The 18,421-nt window shown below is 72.6% G+C and carries 17 protein-coding genes; 13 read left to right on the top strand and 4 right to left on the bottom strand.

Features of this window, described 5'->3' with window-relative positions:
* The first annotated feature begins 19 nt into the window (after window positions 1–19).
* Window positions 20–1,192: an acyl-CoA dehydrogenase family protein gene (locus ACE1OA_RS02945; RefSeq protein WP_386546251.1), complete on the top strand. Its 1,173-nt coding sequence runs from the start codon at window positions 20–22 to the stop codon at window positions 1,190–1,192.
* Window positions 1,189–1,710 carry an acyl-CoA thioesterase gene (locus tag ACE1OA_RS02940; protein WP_386546249.1) on the top strand — a complete coding sequence of 174 codons (522 nt, stop codon included), beginning with the start codon at window positions 1,189–1,191 and terminating at the stop codon, window positions 1,708–1,710. Before ACE1OA_RS02945 ends, ACE1OA_RS02940 begins: the two co-directional genes overlap by 4 nt.
* Before the next feature lie 289 nt (window positions 1,711–1,999).
* Here ACE1OA_RS02940 and ACE1OA_RS02935 read toward each other — a convergent pair whose 3' ends face one another.
* The 4 genes from ACE1OA_RS02935 to ACE1OA_RS02920 are packed head-to-tail and all read right to left on the bottom strand — an operon-like array spanning window position 2,000 to window position 4,856.
* The gene (locus ACE1OA_RS02935) at window positions 2,000–2,806 is read right to left on the bottom strand and encodes an SDR family NAD(P)-dependent oxidoreductase (RefSeq protein WP_386540282.1); all 807 of its coding nucleotides are present in this window, start codon (window positions 2,804–2,806) and stop codon (window positions 2,000–2,002) included.
* 11 nt (window positions 2,807–2,817) lie between these two features.
* Complete coding sequence (locus ACE1OA_RS02930) at window positions 2,818–3,213, bottom strand: MaoC/PaaZ C-terminal domain-containing protein (RefSeq protein ID WP_386540283.1); 396 nt, start codon at window positions 3,211–3,213, stop codon at window positions 2,818–2,820.
* Window positions 3,210–3,665 (bottom strand): MaoC family dehydratase N-terminal domain-containing protein, encoded by a 456-nt coding sequence (locus ACE1OA_RS02925; RefSeq protein ID WP_386540285.1) that lies wholly within the window; start codon window positions 3,663–3,665, stop codon window positions 3,210–3,212. The genes ACE1OA_RS02930 and ACE1OA_RS02925 overlap by 4 nt, the downstream gene beginning before the upstream one ends.
* Window positions 3,666–3,668: 3 nt before the next feature.
* A complete protein-coding gene (locus ACE1OA_RS02920) occupies window positions 3,669–4,856 on the bottom strand; it encodes a lipid-transfer protein (protein ID WP_386540287.1) in 1,188 nt (395 codons plus the stop codon).
* A gap of 251 nt (window positions 4,857–5,107) precedes the next feature.
* Here ACE1OA_RS02920 and ACE1OA_RS02915 point away from each other — a divergent pair, with 251 nt between their 5' ends.
* From ACE1OA_RS02915 to ACE1OA_RS02865, 11 genes are all read left to right on the top strand, one after another.
* A complete protein-coding gene (locus ACE1OA_RS02915) occupies window positions 5,108–6,343 on the top strand; it encodes a cytochrome P450 (protein WP_386540289.1) in 1,236 nt (411 codons plus the stop codon).
* 21 nt (window positions 6,344–6,364) lie between these two features.
* Window positions 6,365–6,562, top strand: coding sequence for a ferredoxin (locus ACE1OA_RS02910; RefSeq protein WP_386540291.1), 198 nt, complete (start codon window positions 6,365–6,367; stop codon window positions 6,560–6,562).
* Entirely contained in the window at window positions 6,559–7,752 is a 1,194-nt protein-coding gene (locus ACE1OA_RS02905) for an NAD(P)/FAD-dependent oxidoreductase (protein ID WP_432752188.1), read from the top strand. Before ACE1OA_RS02910 ends, ACE1OA_RS02905 begins: the two co-directional genes overlap by 4 nt.
* Before the next feature lie 46 nt (window positions 7,753–7,798).
* Window positions 7,799–8,593 (top strand): enoyl-CoA hydratase-related protein, encoded by a 795-nt coding sequence (locus tag ACE1OA_RS02900; RefSeq protein ID WP_432752187.1) that lies wholly within the window; start codon window positions 7,799–7,801, stop codon window positions 8,591–8,593.
* A gap of 72 nt (window positions 8,594–8,665) precedes the next feature.
* Window positions 8,666–9,832: a CaiB/BaiF CoA transferase family protein gene (locus ACE1OA_RS02895; protein WP_386540297.1), complete on the top strand. Its 1,167-nt coding sequence runs from the start codon at window positions 8,666–8,668 to the stop codon at window positions 9,830–9,832.
* Window positions 9,833–9,893: 61 nt separating this feature from the next.
* Entirely contained in the window at window positions 9,894–10,679 is a 786-nt protein-coding gene (locus ACE1OA_RS02890) for an SDR family NAD(P)-dependent oxidoreductase (RefSeq protein WP_386540299.1), read from the top strand.
* A 99-nt stretch (window positions 10,680–10,778) separates the two neighbouring features.
* Window positions 10,779–11,981, top strand: a complete 1,203-nt coding sequence (locus ACE1OA_RS02885) for a TetR/AcrR family transcriptional regulator (RefSeq protein ID WP_386540300.1) — start codon at window positions 10,779–10,781, stop codon at window positions 11,979–11,981.
* A 297-nt stretch (window positions 11,982–12,278) separates the two neighbouring features.
* A complete protein-coding gene (locus ACE1OA_RS02880) occupies window positions 12,279–13,607 on the top strand; it encodes an MFS transporter (protein ID WP_432752186.1) in 1,329 nt (442 codons plus the stop codon).
* 128 nt (window positions 13,608–13,735) lie between these two features.
* Window positions 13,736–14,578 carry an enoyl-CoA hydratase/isomerase family protein gene (locus tag ACE1OA_RS02875; protein WP_432752185.1) on the top strand — a complete coding sequence of 281 codons (843 nt, stop codon included), beginning with the start codon at window positions 13,736–13,738 and terminating at the stop codon, window positions 14,576–14,578.
* 49 nt (window positions 14,579–14,627) lie between these two features.
* Window positions 14,628–16,457 (top strand): AMP-dependent synthetase/ligase, encoded by a 1,830-nt coding sequence (locus ACE1OA_RS02870; protein WP_386540389.1) that lies wholly within the window; start codon window positions 14,628–14,630, stop codon window positions 16,455–16,457.
* A gap of 56 nt (window positions 16,458–16,513) precedes the next feature.
* On the top strand, window positions 16,514–18,394 hold the full coding sequence (locus ACE1OA_RS02865; protein ID WP_432752184.1) for an alkyl/aryl-sulfatase: 1,881 nt from the start codon (window positions 16,514–16,516) through the stop codon (window positions 18,392–18,394).
* The last annotated feature ends 27 nt before the right edge of the window (window positions 18,395–18,421 follow it).

Genomic DNA, 18,421 nt, shown 5'->3' with positions numbered 1-18,421 from the left:
CACAGAACGAGGTTGTGCCATGCCCGTGCTCGACGTCACCGACCCGCTCGGTATCGACGATCTGCTGAACGACGAGGACCGCGCCGTCCGTGACACCGTCCGGGCCTGGTGCCGCGACCGGGTCCTGCCCCACGTCGCCGAGTGGTACGAGGCCGGTGAGCTGCCCCAGGTCCGCGAGCTGGCCCGGGAGCTGGGCGCCCTCGGCGCCCTCGGCATGCACCTGGCGGGCTACGGCTGCGCCGGGGCGAGCGCGGTCCAGTACGGGCTGGCCTGTCTGGAGCTGGAGGCCGCCGACTCCGGCCTCCGCTCCCTGGTCTCCGTCCAGGGCTCCCTCGCGATGTACGCCCTCCACCGCTGGGGCTCCGAGGAGCAGAAGCGGCAGTGGCTGCCGCGTATGGCGGCCGGCGAGGTCATCGGCTGCTTCGGCCTCACCGAGCCCGACCACGGCTCCGACCCCGGCTCGATGCGCACCACCGCCAGGCGCGACGGCACCGACTGGGTCCTCGACGGCCGCAAGATGTGGATCACCAACGGCTCCGTCGCCGGCGTGGCCGTCGTCTGGGCCCGGACCGACGAGGGCATCCGCGGCTTCGTCGTCCCCACCGACACGGCGGGCTTCTCCGCCCCCGAGATCAAGCACAAGGGATCCCTGCGGGCGAGCGTCACCAGCGAGCTGGTGCTGGACGGCGTGCGCCTGCCCGGCGACGCGGTCCTCCCGGAGGCGCACGGCCTGCGCGGCCCGCTCTCCTGCCTGAACCAGGCCCGCTACGGCATCGTCTGGGGCGCCCTGGGCGCAGCCCGCTCCTGCCTGGAGACGGCCCGCGACTACAGCGTCACCCGGGAGCAGTTCGGCAGGCCCATCGGCGGCTTCCAGCTCACCCAGGCCAAGCTCGCCGACATGTCCCTGGAACTCAACAAGGGCCTGCTCCTCGCCCTGAACCTCGGCCGCCGCATGGACGCCGGCACCCTGACCCCCGAGCAGGTCAGCTACGGCAAGCTCAACAGCGTCCGGGAGGCCATCGCCATCGCCCGCACCAGCCGGACGGTCCTCGGCGCCAACGGCATCAGCCACGAGTACCCGATCATGCGGCACGCGGCCAACCTGGAGTCCGTCCTCACCTACGAGGGCACGCCGGAGATGCACCAGCTGGTCATCGGCAAGCTGTTGACCGGCCAGGACGCCTTCCGGTGAGCGGGACGGCGACCACCGGACTCTCCGTCCGCCTGGACGTCCGGGTCTCCGACCTCGGCCCCGACGGACACGTGAACAACGTCGCCCACCTGCGCCTCCTCGACGAGGCGCGCAACCGCCTCCTCGGACCCGGCCCGGCGGGGCCGGGCGGCCTCTTGGAGGTGCTCGGCGGCCGTGCCCGGCTCGTGATAGGCCAGCACCTCGTCGAGTACCGCCGGGAGGTCCGGCCCCCGGTGCGGTCGCTCCGGGTGCGGCTGTGGATCCCCGTGCTGGGCGGCAGCAGCCTGGCGCTGGCCGCGGCGATCCACGAGGAAGGCCACGACGATCCCGCCGTCGTCGCCGAGTCCGGTGCCGTCCTGCTGGCGTCCGGCACGGGCCGGCCGTGGCCCATGGACGAGGCGACCCGCGAACTCCTCGGCCGCTACGGCGGCCCGCGGCCCGTCTTCCGCGACCGGGTCGGCCTCGCCCCGCGCGAGGAGCCTCACGGTCCCGTCGTGGCCGGCCGCGGGTCGGCGTAGCGGACCGGCTGGAGGACCAGCGCCTCGACGTCGGCCAGGGTCCGGTCGAGGTCGCGCGAGGCGAGGTGTGGGCGGCGCGACCGTCCTGGGCATCGTCCACTACGCCGATCTGACCGGGACCGACTCCCCGGTGGCCAACGCCCTGCCGCTGCTGATCCCGGTCGCCGCGTGCGCCGGCCTCGGGCGCGCCCTGTGGCTCCGCGGGAGCCGTTCCGCGGCCTGGCGCCACTGTGCGCAGCCCTTCGGCCCGCCCCTTCCAGGGGCGGGCCGAAGGGCTGGTTCCTCGGTGTCAGCGGCTGCCCGCGTCGACGGTCAGCACCTGCCCGGAGACGTAGTTCGAGTCCTGGGTGCAGAACAGGTAGACGGCGCCGGCGGCCTCGGCGGGGGTGCCCGGCCGGCCGAGGGGGTTGGTGCGTCGGACCGAGTCCATCGCCGCCTGGCTCACGCCGACCTTGATCCGGCGGCCCTCGATCTCGACCGTGGTGTCCCCGTCCGTCGCGACGGCCTCGGTCATGCGGGTGAGGATGAAGCCGAAGGCGACCGCGTTGACGTTGACCTTGTAGCGGCCCCACTCCTTGGCCATGGTCTTGGTGAGGCCGATGACGCCGGCCTTGGCGGAGGCGTAGTTGATCTGCCCCGGATTGCCGTAGACGCCCGAGACGGAGGAGACGTTGACGACCTTGCGGTGGTGGTCCGTCGGGTTCGCCTTGATGTACGGCTGGGCGGCGCGCAGGATCCGGAACGGGGCCTTGAGGTGGACGTCGAGGATGGCGTCCCACTGCTCGTCGGTCATCTTCTGGATGACGGTGTCCCAGGTGTAGCCGGCGTTGTTGACGATGATGTCGAGGCCGCCGAAGGTGTCGACCGCGGTGTTCACGAACCGGTCGGCGAAGTCGTCCTCGACGACCGAGCCGACGCAGGCGACGGCCTTGCCGCCGGCGGCGACGATGTCCGCGACGGTGGCCTCCGCGGGCTCCTTGTCGAGGTCGTTGATGACGACCGCCGCGCCCTCGGAGGCGAGCTTGAGCGCGACCTCGCGGCCGATGCCGCGGCCCGAGCCGGAGACGAGGGCGACCTTGCCGTCCAGGGTTCCCATGATGGTGGTCCTTATCGTTCGGTGGTGAGGGTGGCGGAGCCCCGGAGGGTCACGGTGCCGTCGGGCAGGAGGACGGTGAGGTCGAGGTGGGCGAGGCCGTCCTCGACCCTGGTGACCACGCCGGTGCAGGTCGGGGTGGCGTTGACCGGGGTGATGGAGGTGAAGCGCACCTCGTACGAGGCGATGCGCTCCTGGGGCACCCAGTCGGTCAGGAGGCGGCCGAGGTAGGCCATGGAGAGCATGCCGTGGGCGAAGACGTCGTCGATGCCGACCGCCCGGCAGGCGTCCATGTCGATGTGCACCGGGTTGTGGTCGCCCGAGGCGCCCGCGTAGAGGGCGAGCGCGGTACGGGTGATCTTCGGGCACTCCAGCGTGAGCGTGGCGCCCGGCCTCAGGGTGGTCGTCACTGGCCCGCCTTCGGGTCGCGCACCACGATGGTGCCGGTCAGGGTGGCGATCGGAGTCTCGCCCCGGGTGACGTGGGTGGCGCGGACGATGAACTCCAGGGCGCCGCCCTTCTTCGCGTACACGTCCTTCACCTCGGTGGTGTAGGTCAGGGTGTCTCCGGCGTACGCCTGCTCGTGGAAGTCGAACCGCTGTCCGGCGTGCAGGATCGTCCGGACGTCGACGCCCAGGTCTGCGAGGAAGGAGCCCCGGTCGGGGTCGTCCATCTCCAGGCAGAAGAGGAAGGTGGGAGGGATCGGCAGGTCGGGGTGGCCCGCGGCCTTCGCCGCCTCCACGTCGCGGTAGACCGGGTCGTCCTGGCCGGTGGCGGCGGCGAAGAAGCGCAGCCGGCCCCGTTCGGCGACGGTGGAGAACGCCGGGGTGCGGGTGCCGATGACGGCGGGGTCGATGGGCATGGGTCAGGAGACTTTCTCGAAGAGGGTGACGACCCCGGCGGTGCCGAGGCCGAGGTTGTGCTGGAGGCCGAGGGTGACGTCCTCGACCTGGCGTGCGCCCGCCTCCCCGCGCAGCTGCCAGGTGATCTCGGCGGTCTGGGCGAGGCCCGTGGCGCCGAGCGGGTGGCCCTTGGAGAGCAGGCCGCCCGAGGGGTTGGTGACGACGCGACCGCCGTAGGTGTTGTCGCCGTCGAGGACGAACTTCTCGGCGCCGCCCTCCTCGCACAGGCCCAGGCCCTCGTAGGTGAGGACCTCGTTGACGGTGAAGCAGTCGTGCAGCTCGACGACCTTGATGTCCCGCGGGTCGACGCCGGCCTTCTCGTACACCTCCGCCGCCGCCGCGCGGGTCACGTCCGAGCCGACCAGCGACATGGCGCTCCGCTTGTCGAAGAGTCCCTCCGCGTCCGACTGGAGCGTCTGGGCGGCGATGGCGACCTTCGGGCGCAGGCCGTGGGCACGGGCGTACTCCTCGGAGCAGACGATCGCCGCCGCGGCCCCGCAGGTGGGCGGGCAGCACTGCAGCCGCGTCAGCGGACCGGCGACGGCCGGTGAGCCGAGCACGTCGTCGAGGGTGATCGGGTCGCGGAAGACCGCGTAGGGGTTGTTCGCCGCGTGTGTCCGCGCCTTCACCGAGACCCTGGCGAACGTCTCCGGCGCCATGCCGTACTTCTCCATGTACTCCACACCCGCGGCGGCGAAGTACTGAGGGGTCATCGGCAGGCCGGGATCGACCGCGTACACGTCGTGGAGGGCGGCGGCGAAGTCGGTCAGCGGCGTGGGGCGGTCGGCCCATTTGGCCCCGAGGGCGCCGGGCGGCATCTGCTCGAAGCCGACCGCGAGCGCGCACTCCACGGCGCCGCTCTCGACCGCCTGGCGGGCCAGCCACAGCGCCGAGGAGCCCGAGGCGCAGTTGTTGTTGACGTTGAGCACCGGAACCCGGGTCTGACCGAATCGGTAGACCACCCGCTGCCCGCAGGTCGAATCGCCGTACACATAGCCGGCGTACACCTGCTGGACGCCGGCGTACGGGAGACCGGCGTCGTCGAGGGCCGCCTTCACGGCTCCCGCCCCCATGTCGTCGTACGTCTTGGCGGCACTGGGCTTGGCGAACGGCACCATGCCGACGCCCGCCACCAGCACTCTGCGGCCCATGAGACCTCCCTTTGAGTGTCTAATCGCCGTTAACTTTCGACCCTCGCCCCGATGCGAGTCAAGGTGTGGCGGCACCGGGAGCGCAATCTGCGCGCTGATTTCATGTGATCGATGATTAGGGTGTGATCAACGCGAGGCGCCTCAATAGAGCTACAAGGCTTGACATCCACGTCTCTAAGTTAACTATGGTTTGAATCGAAACAGTGATCGAGGGGGCAGTGGCGCTCCGCTCGTGACTCCAGGGAGATCCCATGGCCGATACCCCCGCAGCCCCCGCGTTCCCGATGGAACGGGCCGCGCGCTGCCCGTTCGACCCCCCGCCGGCGCTCGTCGACCTCCAGGCCGCCGCGCCGGTCAGCCGGATCCGCATCTGGGACGGCAGCGAGCCCTGGCTGGTCACCCGCCACGAGGACATCCGTGCCGTGCTCAGCCACCCGGCGATCAGCTCCGACACGGACAACCCCGGCTACCCGCACCAGTCCGCCGCCATCCAGGCCCGGCGGAAGCGCGCCAAGTCCTTCTTCACCAGCGACGGCCCGGTCGAGCACGACGAGCCCCGCCGAGTGCTCGCCCGCGACTTCACCGCCCGCCGGATGCAGGCGCTGCGCGACCACATCCAGGGGATCACCGACCAGCTGATCGACTCCCTGCTGGCCGGGCCGAAGCCGGTCGACCTGGTCGAGGTCTTCGCCCTGCCCGTGCCCTCCCTGATGATCTGCGAACTGCTCGGCGTGCCGTACGCCGCGCAGGACGAGTTCCACGGCCTCACCAAGGCGTTCGTCGACCGGGCCTCCACCCCGGAGGACACCGTCGCCGCCACCGACCGGCTCCTCGACCTGCTGGGCGGCCTGCTCGACGAGAAGGTCATCGCACCCGCCGACGACCTCCTCAGCCGACTGGCCCAGGAACAGCTCAAGACCGGTCTCCGCACCCGTGACGAGCTGGCCAAGATGGCCCTCCTGCTCCTCACCGCCGGCCACGAGACCTCGGCGAACATGATCGCCCTGGGCACGGCGGCCCTCCTCAGCCACCCCGAACAGCTGGAGAAGGTGCGGACCCACGCCGACGACCCGGCGCTGATCGCGAACACCGTCGAGGAACTCCTGCGCTACCTCACCGTCGTCCACAGCGGTCTGCGCCGCGTCGCCGGCGAGGACATGGAGATCGGCGGACAGCTGATCCGCAAGGGCGAAGGCATCGTCTGCGCGATCGACACCGCCAACCGCGACCCGGAGGCGTTCGAGACCGAGTCCACGCTCCCGGCGGACGACCTGGACGTCACCCGCCCCGCCCGCCACCACCTCGCCTTCAGCTTCGGCGTCCACCAGTGCCTGGGACAGCAACTGGCCCGTGTGGAGCTCCAGGTCGTCTTCGGCACCCTCTTCCGCCGCATCCCCACGCTGGCCCTCGCCCAGCCGCTCGGCGACATCGATTTCAAGCACGACATGTCGATCTACGGAGCCCACTCGCTCCTGGTGACCTGGTAAGACCCGAGAGGACCCCCACCCATGAAGATCCACATCGACGAGGCCAAGTGCGTCGGCGGCGGGCAGTGCGTGGTCGCCTCGCCCGACGTCTTCGACCAGCGCGACGAGGACGGCGTGGCCTTCCTCCTGATCGAGAACCCCGGCCCCGAACTGCACGCCTCCGTCCGCGAGGCGGCGCTGCTCTGCCCCGCCCTCGCCATCGAGGTGAACGACCGGTGACGCCCTCCCGGATCGTCGTGGTCGGCGCCTCCGCCGCCGGCCTGACCGCCGCCGAGACCCTGCGCCGCGAGGGCCACACCGGACACCTCACGATCGTCGGTGAGGAACGGCACCCGCCCTACGACCGGCCGCCGCTGTCCAAGCAGGTACTCAAGGGGGAGTGGGAGCCCGGACGGCTCGCCCTGCGCCCCGCGGAGACGCGCGACGGGCTCGACGCGGAGTGGCTGCTCGGCCGCGCCGCCGTCGGCCTGGACCTGGCCGGACGCACCGTCGCACTGGCGGACGGCGCACGCGTCCCGTACGACGGCCTCGTCATCGCCACCGGCGTACGGCCCCGCCGGCTGCCGTACGGCCACGACCTCGACGGCGTGCACGTGCTGCGCGACCTGGAGGACGCCCTGGCACTGCGCCACGCCCTGCGGGCGGCCCCCTCCGTCGTGGTCGTCGGCGCCGGATTCCTCGGCGCCGAGGCCGCGGCCGTGGCCCGTGAACTCGACTGCGCCGTCTCCCTGGTGGATCCGCTGCCCGCACCGATGGTGCGTCAGCTGGGCCCCGCGGTCGCCGCCCGGGTCGCCGGCCTGCACCGCGCCCGCGGGGTCGACCTGCGCTGCGCCACCGGCGTCGTCGGCTTCACCGAGAAGGACGGCCGGGTCACCGGCGTACGCCTGGACGACGGCGCCACGCTCCCCGCCCAGGTGGTCCTGGTCGCGATCGGCTCGGCGCCCGCCGTCGACTGGCTGCGCGACAGCGGCCTGCCCCTCGGTGACGGAGTGCTCTGCGACGCGTTCTGCGAGGCTGCCCCCGGCGTCGTGGCGGCGGGCGACGTCGCCTCCTGGCTCCACCCCGACCACGGCAGGATCCGCGTCGAGCACCGCATGAATGCCACCGAACAGGGCATGGCGGCCGCCCGCACCCTGCTCGGCCGACGGGAGCCGTTCGCCCCCGTGCCGTACTTCTGGACCGACCAGTACGACGTCAGGATCCAGGCCTACGGCCGGCCCTCCGAGGACGCCGACGTCCTCGTGGTCGCCGGCGATCCGGACGAGGGCCCCTTCGCCGCCCTCTACGGGCGGGACGGCCGGACCACCGCCGCCGTCACCTGGAACATGCCCCGCGAGGCCCGCACGCTGCGCGCACGGGTCGTGGAGCGCGCCCCCTGGCCCCACGAGGCCGCGGCCGCGCACGGCTGATCCCCGCGCGACCGCCCCCCTCGCCTTCCGAGCAGAGAGACACACCATGACGGACACCGTCATCTCCACGGTCGCCGACGGCGTCGCCACCATCGCGATGAACCGCCCCGAGCGCCGCAACTCCTTCACCATCGAGATGGCCGACGGCCTGCTCGACGCCCTCGAACGCGCCGAGAACGACCCGGCCGTCCGCGCCGCCGTCCTCACAAGCACCGGCCCGCACTGGGGCGTCGGCCGGGACAACTCCGACACGACCCCGCCCCCGTACCCGCCGGGCGACCACCTCGCGGGCCGCACCTCGCTGCTGCACTACACCCGCCTGGTCCACTTCATGTACGACATGAACACGCCGACCATCGCGGAGCTGCGCGGCGGCATCGCCGGCGCCCACCTGTCCTTCGCGCTCGGTTGCGACTTCCGGTACGCCGACACCACCGCCGTGCTCAGCACCGCCTTCGTCAAGGTCGCCTTCGCCGGCGACCTCGGGGCGTCCTGGCACCTCACCCGCCTCGTCGGCCCCGCCAGGGCGAGGGAACTGATGCTGCTCTCGCCGAAGCTGCGCGGCCGGGAGATCGCCGACTGGGGGCTGGTCAACGCGGTGCTTCCGCCGGAGGAGCTGTCCGGGAAGGTCCGGGAGACCGCCGGGCAGCTCGTGTCCTTCTCACCGCATGCCGTCGCCCGCACCCGCCGCAACCTGCTGGCCGCCCAGACCCTGTCGCTCGGCGACTACCTGCCCCTGGAGGCCGAGACGTACGCCTGGTGCGCGGCGTCACCCGACGCCGAGGAGGCGCGCCGCGCGTTCGTGGAGAAGCGAGCCCCCCGCTTCGGCACGAACGGCTGACCACCGGCCCCCCGCCCGCGCCCCCGTCGGCCGGGCGCGGGGCCGGGACCCACGGAACGAGGAACCGCGACCATGAACCCCCTGCCCCCGTCGGGGCTCGACACCAACGGCCCCCTGGCCGGCGTCCGCGTGCTGGAACTGGGCGGCATCGGCCCCGCCCCGTACGCGGGCATGCTCCTCGGCGACCTCGGCGCGGACGTCATCCGCCTCGACCGGCCCGACGAGGCCGGACTGGCCAACCCCGCCCCGGTCCTGCACCGGGGCCGCCGCTCCCTCACCCTCGACCTCAAGCACCCGGACAGCACGGCCGTCGTGCTGGCGCTCGCCGCCGACACGGACATCGTGATCGAGGGCTTCCGCCCCGGCGTCGCCGAACGGCTCGGCGTAGGCCCCGAGGCGCTCCTCGCCCGCAACCCGGCCCTGGTCTACGGCCGGATGACCGGCTGGGGCCAGGACGGCCCGCTGGCCCAGGAGGCCGGGCACGACATCAACTTCATCGCCCTCACCGGCGCGCTCCACGCCATCGGCGGGAGCGAGGAGCCGGTGATCCCGCTGAACCTCCTCGGCGACATGGGCGGCGGCGGCCTGCTCCTGGCCTTCGGCGTCGTCAGTGCCCTCGTCAGCGCCGGGGTCACCGGACGCGGCCAGGTCGTGGACGCCGCCATGACGGACGGCTCCGCCTCCCTCCTCGCCATGGTCCACGGCTTCCTCGCCCAGGGCCGCTGGAAGGACCAGCGCGCGGCCAACACCATCGACGGCGGCTGCCCCTGGTACGGCGTCCACCGCTGCTCCGACGGCCGCCACGTCGCCCTCGGCATCGGCGACCGGCGCTCCTACGCGGCGCTGCTGGAAGTCCTCGGGCTCCAGGACGATCCCGTCTTCGCCGACCAGTACGACCGCACCGCCTGGCCCGCCATGCGCGAGGGGCTCGCCACCGTCTTCGCGGGCCGCCCCCGCGACGCGTGGGCGGCGGCCTTCGAGGGGCGCGGCGCCTGCGTGACTCCGGTCCTCTCCCTGACCGAGGCGCCGGACCACCCCCACAACGCCGCCCGGGGCACCTTCCGCACGGGCCCGCACGGCGGCGTCGAACCCGCTCCCGTGCCCCGCTTCTCGGGCACGCCCGCCGCCGATCCGGAGCCCGCGCCGGTCGTCGGCGCCCACACCGACGAGGTGCTCGCCCAGGCCGGCTACGGCCCGGAGGCCGTCGCGGGGCTGCGCGCCGCGGGCGTCGTCCGCTAGCGCGTGTCCTCCCGGCCCGCCCGGCCGGACCCATCCACCCCACGAACCTCGGGAGACCACCATGCAGGAGTCCCACGGCAGCAGGCGGACGGCGCTGGTGACCGGCGCCGCACGCGGCATCGGCCGGGCCGTCGCGCTGGAGCTCGCACGCACCGGCCACGACGTGGCCGTCGTCGACGTCGACTTCGACGGCTACCTCGCCTACGACGACGACCAGACGCGGACAGTCATGAGCGAGCTGGAGGAGGCCGGTGCCCGGGTCGTCTCCGCCCAGGCGTCCACCACCGACGGGGCCGCCATGGAGGAGGTCGTCGCCCGGGTCACCGCGGAGTGGGGCGGGCTGAACGCCCTCGTCTGCAACGCGGGCGGCGGATCGGGCCCGCTGGACGGGAACCGGGGCTCGGCCGTCGACCTCGAACAGCTCGACGAGGTCATGCGCCGCAACCTCTACGGCACCGTCACCACGGTCCAGGCCGCGCTGCCCGCCCTGCTCGGCGCCGACCGGCCGGCCATCGTCACCATGGGCTCCGTCACCGGCGTCAAGCCCAACGACGTGGGCTCGTACGCGCATTACGGCGTCAGCAAGGCCGCCGTCATGCACTACACCCGCTACCTCGCCGCCGACCTCGCCCCGCGCGGCGTCCGCGCCAACTGCGTCGCGCCCGGCCCCATCGCGACGGGCCGGCTGCGGATGCGGGCCCGCGAGATCGGAGAGCGTGACGCCCGGCGCGCCGAGGAGCTGATGGCCGGCGTCGGCACCGAGGCGGACGTGGCCCGCGCCGTCCGCTACCTGGCGACCCCGGAGTCTCAATTCATGTCGGGGCACATCCTCCCGCTGTACCGCTGACGTGGCCGGGAACGGCCCGGCCGGCGGATCGGGCGGTCGGCCGGGCCGTTACCATCGAGCTGCCGAAGCAGCGAACTGAACAGGGGAGATGCCAGCCCGATGACCGAAGCCCGGCCGAGGAGCACGCGCCCCCGGGACCGGAAGCAGCAGATCGTCGCTGCCGCCTCCGAGCAGTTCCGCGCGTCCGGATTCCACAACGTGGGCATCTCCGACATCGCCGAGGCGGTCGGCATCTCCGGCCCCGCCGTGTACCGGCACTTCCGGGGCAAGCAGGAGCTGCTGCACGCCACCCTGGTGGACGCGATCGACAAGAACACCCAGCCCTTCCAGGGCGAGTACAGCGATCTGCGCGAGATGCTCGACGCGGTCGCCGGGGCCATGCTGGAGCGCCGTCACACGGGTGTCCTCTGGGAGCGGGAGCTGCCGCACCTGCCGGCGGAGCAGCGCAAGGAGCTGCGCACCCGGTACATCGCCACCATAGAGCCGCTGCGGGCCGCGATCGCCGCCTCCCGTCCGGACCTGACGGCCGGCGGGGCCGAGCTGCTGCTGCGGGCGGTCATCGCCGTCTTCGCCGCCATGAGCCAGCACGCGGGGAAGGTCGAGCCCGCCCGTGCCCGGCCGCTGATGACGGATCTCGCCGTACTCCTCTGCGCGTTCCGGGGGCTCGCTCCGGACGAGGAGGCCGAGGGCGGGCGGCGGCCGGTGCCGCGCGGCCGCCTGCTGCCGGTCTCGCGCCGCGAGGCGGTCCTCACCGTCGCCACCCGGCTCTTCGCCGAGCGGGGGTACGAGGCGGTCGGCATGGAGGACATCGCGGCCGCCGCCGCCGGCATGGCGGGCCCCAGCCTGTACCACCACTTCGCCGGGAAGTCCGCGATCCTCGTCGCGGCGCTGACCCGCTGCCTGGAGGCGATGCTCTTCGACCTGTCGGCGGCCCTGGAGTACGCGGAGGAGCCCGGCCAGGCTCTCGACGGCGCCCTGCACTCGTTCGTGCGGGTCAGCATCCAGCACGGCGACGCCATGAGGGCGCTGCTCCACGAGATCGTCAACGTGCCCGCCGAGGAACGGCAGGCCGTCCGCCGGATGCAGCACGACTACGTCACCGAGTGGACGGCCCTCCTCTCCGGTCACCAGCCCGAACTGTCCTCGGCGGAGGCTGAGTTGCTGGTCCACACGGCGCACACCGTCGTGACCACGCTCAGCCAGGCCGACGAGCTCTGGACCCGCCGGGCGCTCCGCCGGGAGATCGTCGCCCTCGGGCGGACGGTGCTCGGCCTGCCGGTGGACACGCCTCCGGAGGACTGACACTCCGACGATCCCGCTGCGGGCCCGATCCTTCCTCGCGAGGACCGGGCCCGTTGTCGTGCCGCCCGGAGGAGGACTTCCAAGTGATCCACTGATCGCCTCCATGAGACCCGTTCGGCCAGGCCAGCTAGCCACAAGTTAGCCATCGATAGGGCGATGCCTTGTCTGGTCGTTCATGCGGTGGTTCACTCGTGTGCGGCGGCCGGGTCTGTGACGCGCACCTCAGCGAGGACTGCGGCCGCGGATCCCGTGTGGGTGCGTCCAGCCCACGACTCCCTCCTGCGAAGAAGGTCGCCCATGGCTGCCGACTCCCTGCCCCCGTCCACGCCCGCCGACGCAGCGCCCCCGTCGTACCGCCGCCGGGCCTGGCTCATGGTGATGGCGCTCCTCGCCTTCATGCTCCTCAACTACGCCGACAAGGCCGTCGTCGGCCTCGTCGGCGTCGACCTCCTCCACGACCTCGGCATCGACGCCGGCGAGTTCGGCGTCGTCCAGAGCGGATTCTTCTGGCTGTACGCGGCGGGTGCCGTCGCGGGCGGCTTCCTGACCGGCCGGATCCCCGCTCGCTGGCTGCTGGGGGGTGTCGCCCTGCTCTGGGTGCTCTGCCTGCTCCCGATGGTGTGGAGCACCAGCTTCACGGTCCTGCTGGTCAGCCGGATGCTCCTCGGGTTCGCCGAAGGGCCCTCGGCCGCCATGGCTCTCGGTGTCGCGCACAGCTGGTTCCCGGCCGACCGGCGCACGCTGCCCACCTCCCTCGTCATCGCCGGCGCGTCCTTCGGCCCGCTCGTCGCCGCTCCGGTGATCACTGCCGTGGTGGCGCGCTTCGACTGGCATGCGGCGTTCGCCGTCACGGCCGCCGCGGGCCTGGTCTGGGTCGTCGTCTGGCTGCTCGTGGGCCGCGACGGCCCCGAGGCGGTCGGCCATGCGGGATCGATCTTCGTCGATCTGCCGGAGCGCGTGCCGTACCGCCGGCTGCTCGCCTCCGGCACCGTCGTCGGACTCACCGTCCTGTTCTTCGCCACCTACGCGAGCGTCGCGATCAAGGTCAGTTGGCTGCCGCTCGCCCTGCGTCAGGGCCTGGGGTACGACGCCACCACCACCGGGTGGCTGGTGGCGCTGACCTACGGCAGCGGTGGTGTGCTCATGATCGTCTTCGGGGCCGTCTCTCGGACCATGACCAAGCGGGGGGCCGGTGTGAGGGCCTCGCGCGGCCTGCTGTCCTGCGTACTGGTCGCGGTCGCCGGGCTGTGCACGATGCTCTGGCCGGCCCTTGGGCGCGGTCCGGCGCAGGTCTTCTTCCTCGTGGTCGGCACGTCCCTGTGCGTGGGGGCGCAGGGCGTGGCCTGGGCGCTCGTCTCGGACGTCACCCCGGCCCGTCAGCGCGGCACGGTCATCGGCGTGATGGTCAGCTGCTACAGCATGGGCGGCGTCCTGGCCCCCCTGGTCCTGGGCGGCCTGGTGGACGCCGCGGCGGACCCGCTCGACGGCTACCGGTTGGGCTTCGCCGGCCTCGGAGCCCTCCTCCTGGTCGCGGCGCTGACCGCGATGCGGCTGGTCAGGCCCGAGCGGGACGTCGCCTCCTTCGCCGCGGCGGCTCCGCCGGCCAAGGTGGCCGTTGACGCTTAGGTTAACGGTGATTAGGCTCAGCATCGAACTTGAGGCCCGCTTGGCCAAGTCGAGATGCCACACAAGTTGATGGAAATTCGATCTACTTCTGTGTAGCCGGCCTGGCTCAGTTCCCTGGAAGAGGACGCATGAACAGCACCGAGCGCTACTCCGACTACGAGTACCTGGCCTTCCGCCGTGACGGACATGTCCTCACGGTGGAGCTCAACCGCCCCGACGACTACAACGCGATCCACATCCCCCTGCACAGCGAACTGGCCCGGGTCTTCGCCGAGATCCGCAAGGACGACGACGTCCGGGCCGTGGTGCTGACGGGCCGCGGCAAGGCGTTCTCCGCGGGCGGCAACGTCCTCAAGGGCCCCCGGCCCGGCGCGGGACCGGTGCTCGACGCCTTCTTCAAGGACGCCCGTAAGATCGTCACCGACCTGCTGGAAGTCCCCCAGCCGGTCGTCGCGGCGATCAACGGCCCCGCCGTCGGCCTCGGGGCCACGCTCGCGCTGCTCTGCGACATCACCCTCATGTCGCGCACCGCGGTCATCTCCGACCCTCACGTGACGGTCGGCGTCGTCGCCGGCGACGGCGGCCTCATCGCCTGGCCCTGGCTGGTCGGCATGGCGCGCGCCAAGGAGTACCTGCTCACCGGTGACAAGCTCACCGCGGCCGAGGCGGAGCGGATCGGCCTGGTGAACCGCGTCGTGGAGCCCGAGAGCCTGCTCGACGAGGCGCACGCCCTCGCCACCCGGCTGGCCGGCGGCACGGTCCGCGCCGTCCAGGGCACCAAGCAGGCCCTGAACAGGATCTGGCTCGACACCGCCAACCTCACCCTCGACGCGGCCCTCGCCACCGAGAAGGAGTGCTTCGCCTCGGGCGACCACCAGCGCGCGGTCGACGCCTTCCGCGCCGCACACGCGCAGGCCAAGGCGGCGAAGGCGGCCGAGGCCGCCAAGGCCCTGTCGGACGCCACCGCCTGAGCCGGCGTCCGGCTCCCGGAGAAACCCAGAAAGGCCGAACGTGTCCGACATGATGTCGCCCGGACAGGTGGCCGAGGCGGCGAGCCTCTGCCACGTCTTCCAGGCCACCGTCGCCGCCGTTCCCGACGAGACCGCCCTGCGCTCGTCGGACGGCACGGTGACCCTCACCTGGCACCAGTACGACCAGCGGGTCCGTCGCATCGCGGCCGGTCTCGCCTCGCTCGGCGTGGGCCGCGGCAGCACCGTCGCGCTCATGCTCACCAACCGCCCCGAGTTCCACCTGGTCGACGCCGCCGTGATGCACCTCGGCGCCGCCTCGTACTCGGTCTACAACACCTACCCGGCCGACCAGATCGCCCATCTGTTCTCCGTGGCGGGCAACGACGTCGTCGTCTGCGAGGAGCAGTTCCTCGACCGGGTACGCGACGCGGGACGCCAGGCCGGGACCGGCACCGTGGTCTGTGTCGACGGCGAGGCGGACGGCGCCGTCGGCCTCGCCGGCCTCGAAGCCCGGGAACCGGCGGGCTTCGACTTCGACGCCGCCTGGCGGGCCGTCACCCGCGACGACCTGCTCACCCTCATCTTCACCTCGGGCACCACCGGCGCCCCCAAGGGCGTCGAACTGACCCACGGCAACCTGCTCTTCTCGCTGAGCAGCAACATGACCTCGCAGACCGAGATCACGGGCAGCACCGACCTGCGCGGCAGCATGGTGTCGTACCTCCCCGACGCCAACCTCGCCAACCGCTGGTCGGCCCACTACGGCCCCATCGCCACGGGGTCCACGGTCACCACCGTGCGCGACGGCAAGACCGTGATCCAGGTCCTCAAGGACGTGCACCCCACCGGCTTCATGGGCGTACCCATGATCTGGTACAAGATCAAGGCCCAGATCGAACAGGCCCTCGCCGCTCGGACCGGACAGGCCGAGGCCGCCTTCGAGGAAGCCTTCCGCCTCGGCACCGCCGCGGCCCGCGCGGAGGTGGCCGGGACCGTCCTGGCCCCCGCGGAGCAAAAGCTCCTCGCGCTCGCCGACGAGCGGGTGCTCCGCCCCCTCCGCGAGGAGTTCGGTCTCGACCGGATGTGGGTGACCACGTCCGGCGGAGCGCCGATCGCCCCAGAGGCCCTGGAGTTCTTCATGGCGCTCGGCGTGCCGCTCTGCGAGGTGTGGGGCATGACCGAGACCGCGGCGGCGGGACTGGCCAACATGCCCGGCAAGCGGCGCCCCGGCACCGTCGGCCAGGCCCGGCACGGCGTCGAGGTCAGGCTCGCCGACGACGGCGAACTGCTGCTCCGCAGCCCCGGCGTGATGCGCGGCTACCGCAACGACCCCGAGAAGACGGCGGAGGCCGTCGACGCCGACGGCTGGCTGCACACCGGCGACGTCGCCACCCTCGACGCCGACGGCTACGTCCGCATCGTCGACCGCAAGAAGGACGTGATCATCAACTCGTCCGGCAAGAACATGGCGCCGTCCCACATCGAGAACTCCGTCAAGCTGGAGTGCCCGCTGATCGGCTCCATCGTCGCCATCGGCGACACCCGCCCCCACGTGACCGCCCTCATCACCCTCGACCCCGAGGAGGCGCGCGCCTTCGCCGCCGCCCAGGGCCTCACCGACACCGGCCCCGCAGCCCTCGCCCGGCACCCGAAGGTCCGCGCCGCGGTCGAGGAGGGCGTCACCCGGGGCAACGGCCGGCTCGCCCGCGTGGAGCAGGTCCGCGCCTTCACCGTCCTGCCCGTGTTCTGGGAGGCCAACGGTGACGAGTTGACGGCCACGATGAAGGTGCGGCGCAAGGTCGTCACCGAGAAGTACGCCAAGGAGATCGAGGCCCTGTACGCCCGCCCGGCCGGCCGCGGGCCCGCCCCGCTCCGCTGATCCCCCGACGCGCAGGCCGGCCGCGGCCCCGTCGCGGAGCCGGCGGAAGGACACCCATGTACACCGCAGACCTCGACCCCGCGGGGCCCGACCCGCACGACCGCACCGACTTCGCCGACGCCACGCGCGGCCTGGTCGACCGGCTCGAACCCTGCGTGATCCGCGACAGCCGCGGCCGCGTCGTCTGGGACAACGAGCGCTGGGCGGTCCTGGACCAGGACTGCCCGGACACCGTCCACCCCCACCTGTGGCGGATCGGGCAACTCAACTCCCTCCAGGGCCTGTTCGAGGTCGTCCCCGGCGTCCATCAGGTACGGGGCCTGGACGGCTCCAACATGACCCTGGTCGAGGGCGGCACCGGTGTGGTGGTGATCGACCCGCTCTGCTCGCGGGAGACGGCCGAGGCCGCCCTGGCGCTCTACCGGCGCAACCGCGGCGACCGCCCCGTCACGGCCGTCATCTACACCCACAGCCACGGCGACCACTTCGGCGGCGTCCACGGCGTCACCGACCCCGCGACGGTCGCCGCGGGGGACTGCGCCGTGGTCGCCCCCGAGGGCTTCATGGAGCACGCGGTCAGCGAGAACGTCTTCGCCGGCCCCGCCATGCGCCGCCGCGCCTCCTACATGTACGGCGCTCGGCTGCCCGCGGGGCCCGAGGGCATGGTCGGCTTCGGGCTGGCCCAGGGCATGTCCCGGGGCGGCTTCGGGCTGATCCCGCCCACCCTCACCGTGGAGGCCACCGGACAGGAGGCGACGCTGGACGGCGTGCGGTTCGTCTTCCAGCTCGCCCCCGAGACCGAGGCGCCGAGCGAGATGAACCTCGCCCTCCCCGACCTCGGGGTCCTACTGATCGCGGAGAACGCCACCCACACCCTGCACAACGTGCTCACCCTCCGCGGAGCCCTCGTCCGCGACGCCCACGCCTGGGCAGCCTCCCTCACCGAGTCGCTCCGGCTCTTCGAGGACGCCGAGGTTCTCATCGGCTCCCACCACTGGCCCACCTGGGGCCGCGACCGCGTCCACCGCGTCCTCACCGAACAGCGCGACGCCTACGCGTACCTCCACGACCAGACCGTCCGCCTCATGAACCGCGGCCTGACCGGCCCCGAGATCGCCGAGGAACTGACCGCGTTCCCCGGCGAGCTGGGCCGAGCCTGGAGCGTCCGCGGCTACTACGGCTCCCTCAGCCACAACGTCAAGGCCGTCTACCAGCGCTACATGGGCTGGTTCGACGGCAACCCCGCCCACCTGTGGCAGCACCCGCCCGTCGAACAGGCCGAGCGGTACGTGGCCTACATGGGCGGCGCCGACGCCGTCCTCGCCAAGGCGCGGGCCTCGTACGAGGAGGACGACCTGCGCTGGGTCGCCGAGGTGGTCAACCACGTGGTGTTCGCAGCCCCGGCGAACACCGAGGCCCGCGAACTGCTGGCCTCGACGTACGAACGGCTCGCCCACGCCCAGGAGAACGGGACCTGGCGCAACTTCTACCTCACCGGCGCCCAGGAGCTGCGCGCCCCGCACGACGAGCGGCCCCCGACGCGGCCCGGCTTCTCCCTCGGCGCCGTCGACATGATCGCAGCCCTCACCACACGGCAGGTCTTCGAGAGTCTGGCCGTCTGCGTGGACGGCCCCCGGGCCGCCGCCCACCGGCTGCTGCTGCGCTGGGAGTTCACGGACACCGGCGACGTGTGGACGCTGCTGCTCGGCAACGGGGTGCTCACGCCGCTGCCCGGGGACGCCCCCGGCGGCGAGGAGCCCCAGGTCGCCCTCCGTCTCGCGCGCGGCACGCTCGACCGGATCGTCGCCGGCCGCTGTGCCTTCACCGACGCCTTGGACACCGGGGCGATCCGCGCGGACGGCGACACCGGCGCGCTCGCCACCCTCCAGGCGCTCCTCGAACAGCCGAGCACCGCCTTCCCGATCGTCCTTCCGTGACGGAACACCGTCACCCACCCCAGGAGC

It is taken from the genome of Streptomyces sp. JL2001 (genome assembly GCF_050917515.1).
Classification (GTDB): Bacteria; Actinomycetota; Actinomycetes; order Streptomycetales; family Streptomycetaceae; genus Streptomyces.
This window is presented reverse-complemented; position numbering and strand designations above follow the sequence as displayed.

What these genes read in the sequence shown, in the direction of transcription:
- ACE1OA_RS02945 (WP_386546251.1), top strand. Translation starts at nt 20, where the DNA reads ATGCCCGTGCTCGACGTCACCGACCCGCTCGGTATCGACGATCTGCTG.
- ACE1OA_RS02935 (WP_386540282.1), bottom strand. Translation starts at nt 2,806, where the DNA reads ATGGGAACCCTGGACGGCAAGGTCGCCCTCGTCTCCGGCTCGGGCCGC.
- ACE1OA_RS02925 (WP_386540285.1), bottom strand. Translation starts at nt 3,665, where the DNA reads ATGCCCATCGACCCCGCCGTCATCGGCACCCGCACCCCGGCGTTCTCC.
- ACE1OA_RS02920 (WP_386540287.1), bottom strand. Translation starts at nt 4,856, where the DNA reads ATGGGCCGCAGAGTGCTGGTGGCGGGCGTCGGCATGGTGCCGTTCGCC.
- ACE1OA_RS02915 (WP_386540289.1), top strand. Translation starts at nt 5,108, where the DNA reads ATGGCCGATACCCCCGCAGCCCCCGCGTTCCCGATGGAACGGGCCGCG.
- ACE1OA_RS02910 (WP_386540291.1), top strand. Translation starts at nt 6,365, where the DNA reads ATGAAGATCCACATCGACGAGGCCAAGTGCGTCGGCGGCGGGCAGTGC.
- ACE1OA_RS02900 (WP_432752187.1), top strand. Translation starts at nt 7,799, where the DNA reads ATGACGGACACCGTCATCTCCACGGTCGCCGACGGCGTCGCCACCATC.
- ACE1OA_RS02895 (WP_386540297.1), top strand. Translation starts at nt 8,666, where the DNA reads ATGAACCCCCTGCCCCCGTCGGGGCTCGACACCAACGGCCCCCTGGCC.
- ACE1OA_RS02890 (WP_386540299.1), top strand. Translation starts at nt 9,894, where the DNA reads ATGCAGGAGTCCCACGGCAGCAGGCGGACGGCGCTGGTGACCGGCGCC.
- ACE1OA_RS02885 (WP_386540300.1), top strand. Translation starts at nt 10,779, where the DNA reads ATGACCGAAGCCCGGCCGAGGAGCACGCGCCCCCGGGACCGGAAGCAG.
- ACE1OA_RS02880 (WP_432752186.1), top strand. Translation starts at nt 12,279, where the DNA reads ATGGCTGCCGACTCCCTGCCCCCGTCCACGCCCGCCGACGCAGCGCCC.
- ACE1OA_RS02875 (WP_432752185.1), top strand. Translation starts at nt 13,736, where the DNA reads ATGAACAGCACCGAGCGCTACTCCGACTACGAGTACCTGGCCTTCCGC.
- ACE1OA_RS02870 (WP_386540389.1), top strand. Translation starts at nt 14,628, where the DNA reads ATGATGTCGCCCGGACAGGTGGCCGAGGCGGCGAGCCTCTGCCACGTC.
- ACE1OA_RS02865 (WP_432752184.1), top strand. Translation starts at nt 16,514, where the DNA reads ATGTACACCGCAGACCTCGACCCCGCGGGGCCCGACCCGCACGACCGC.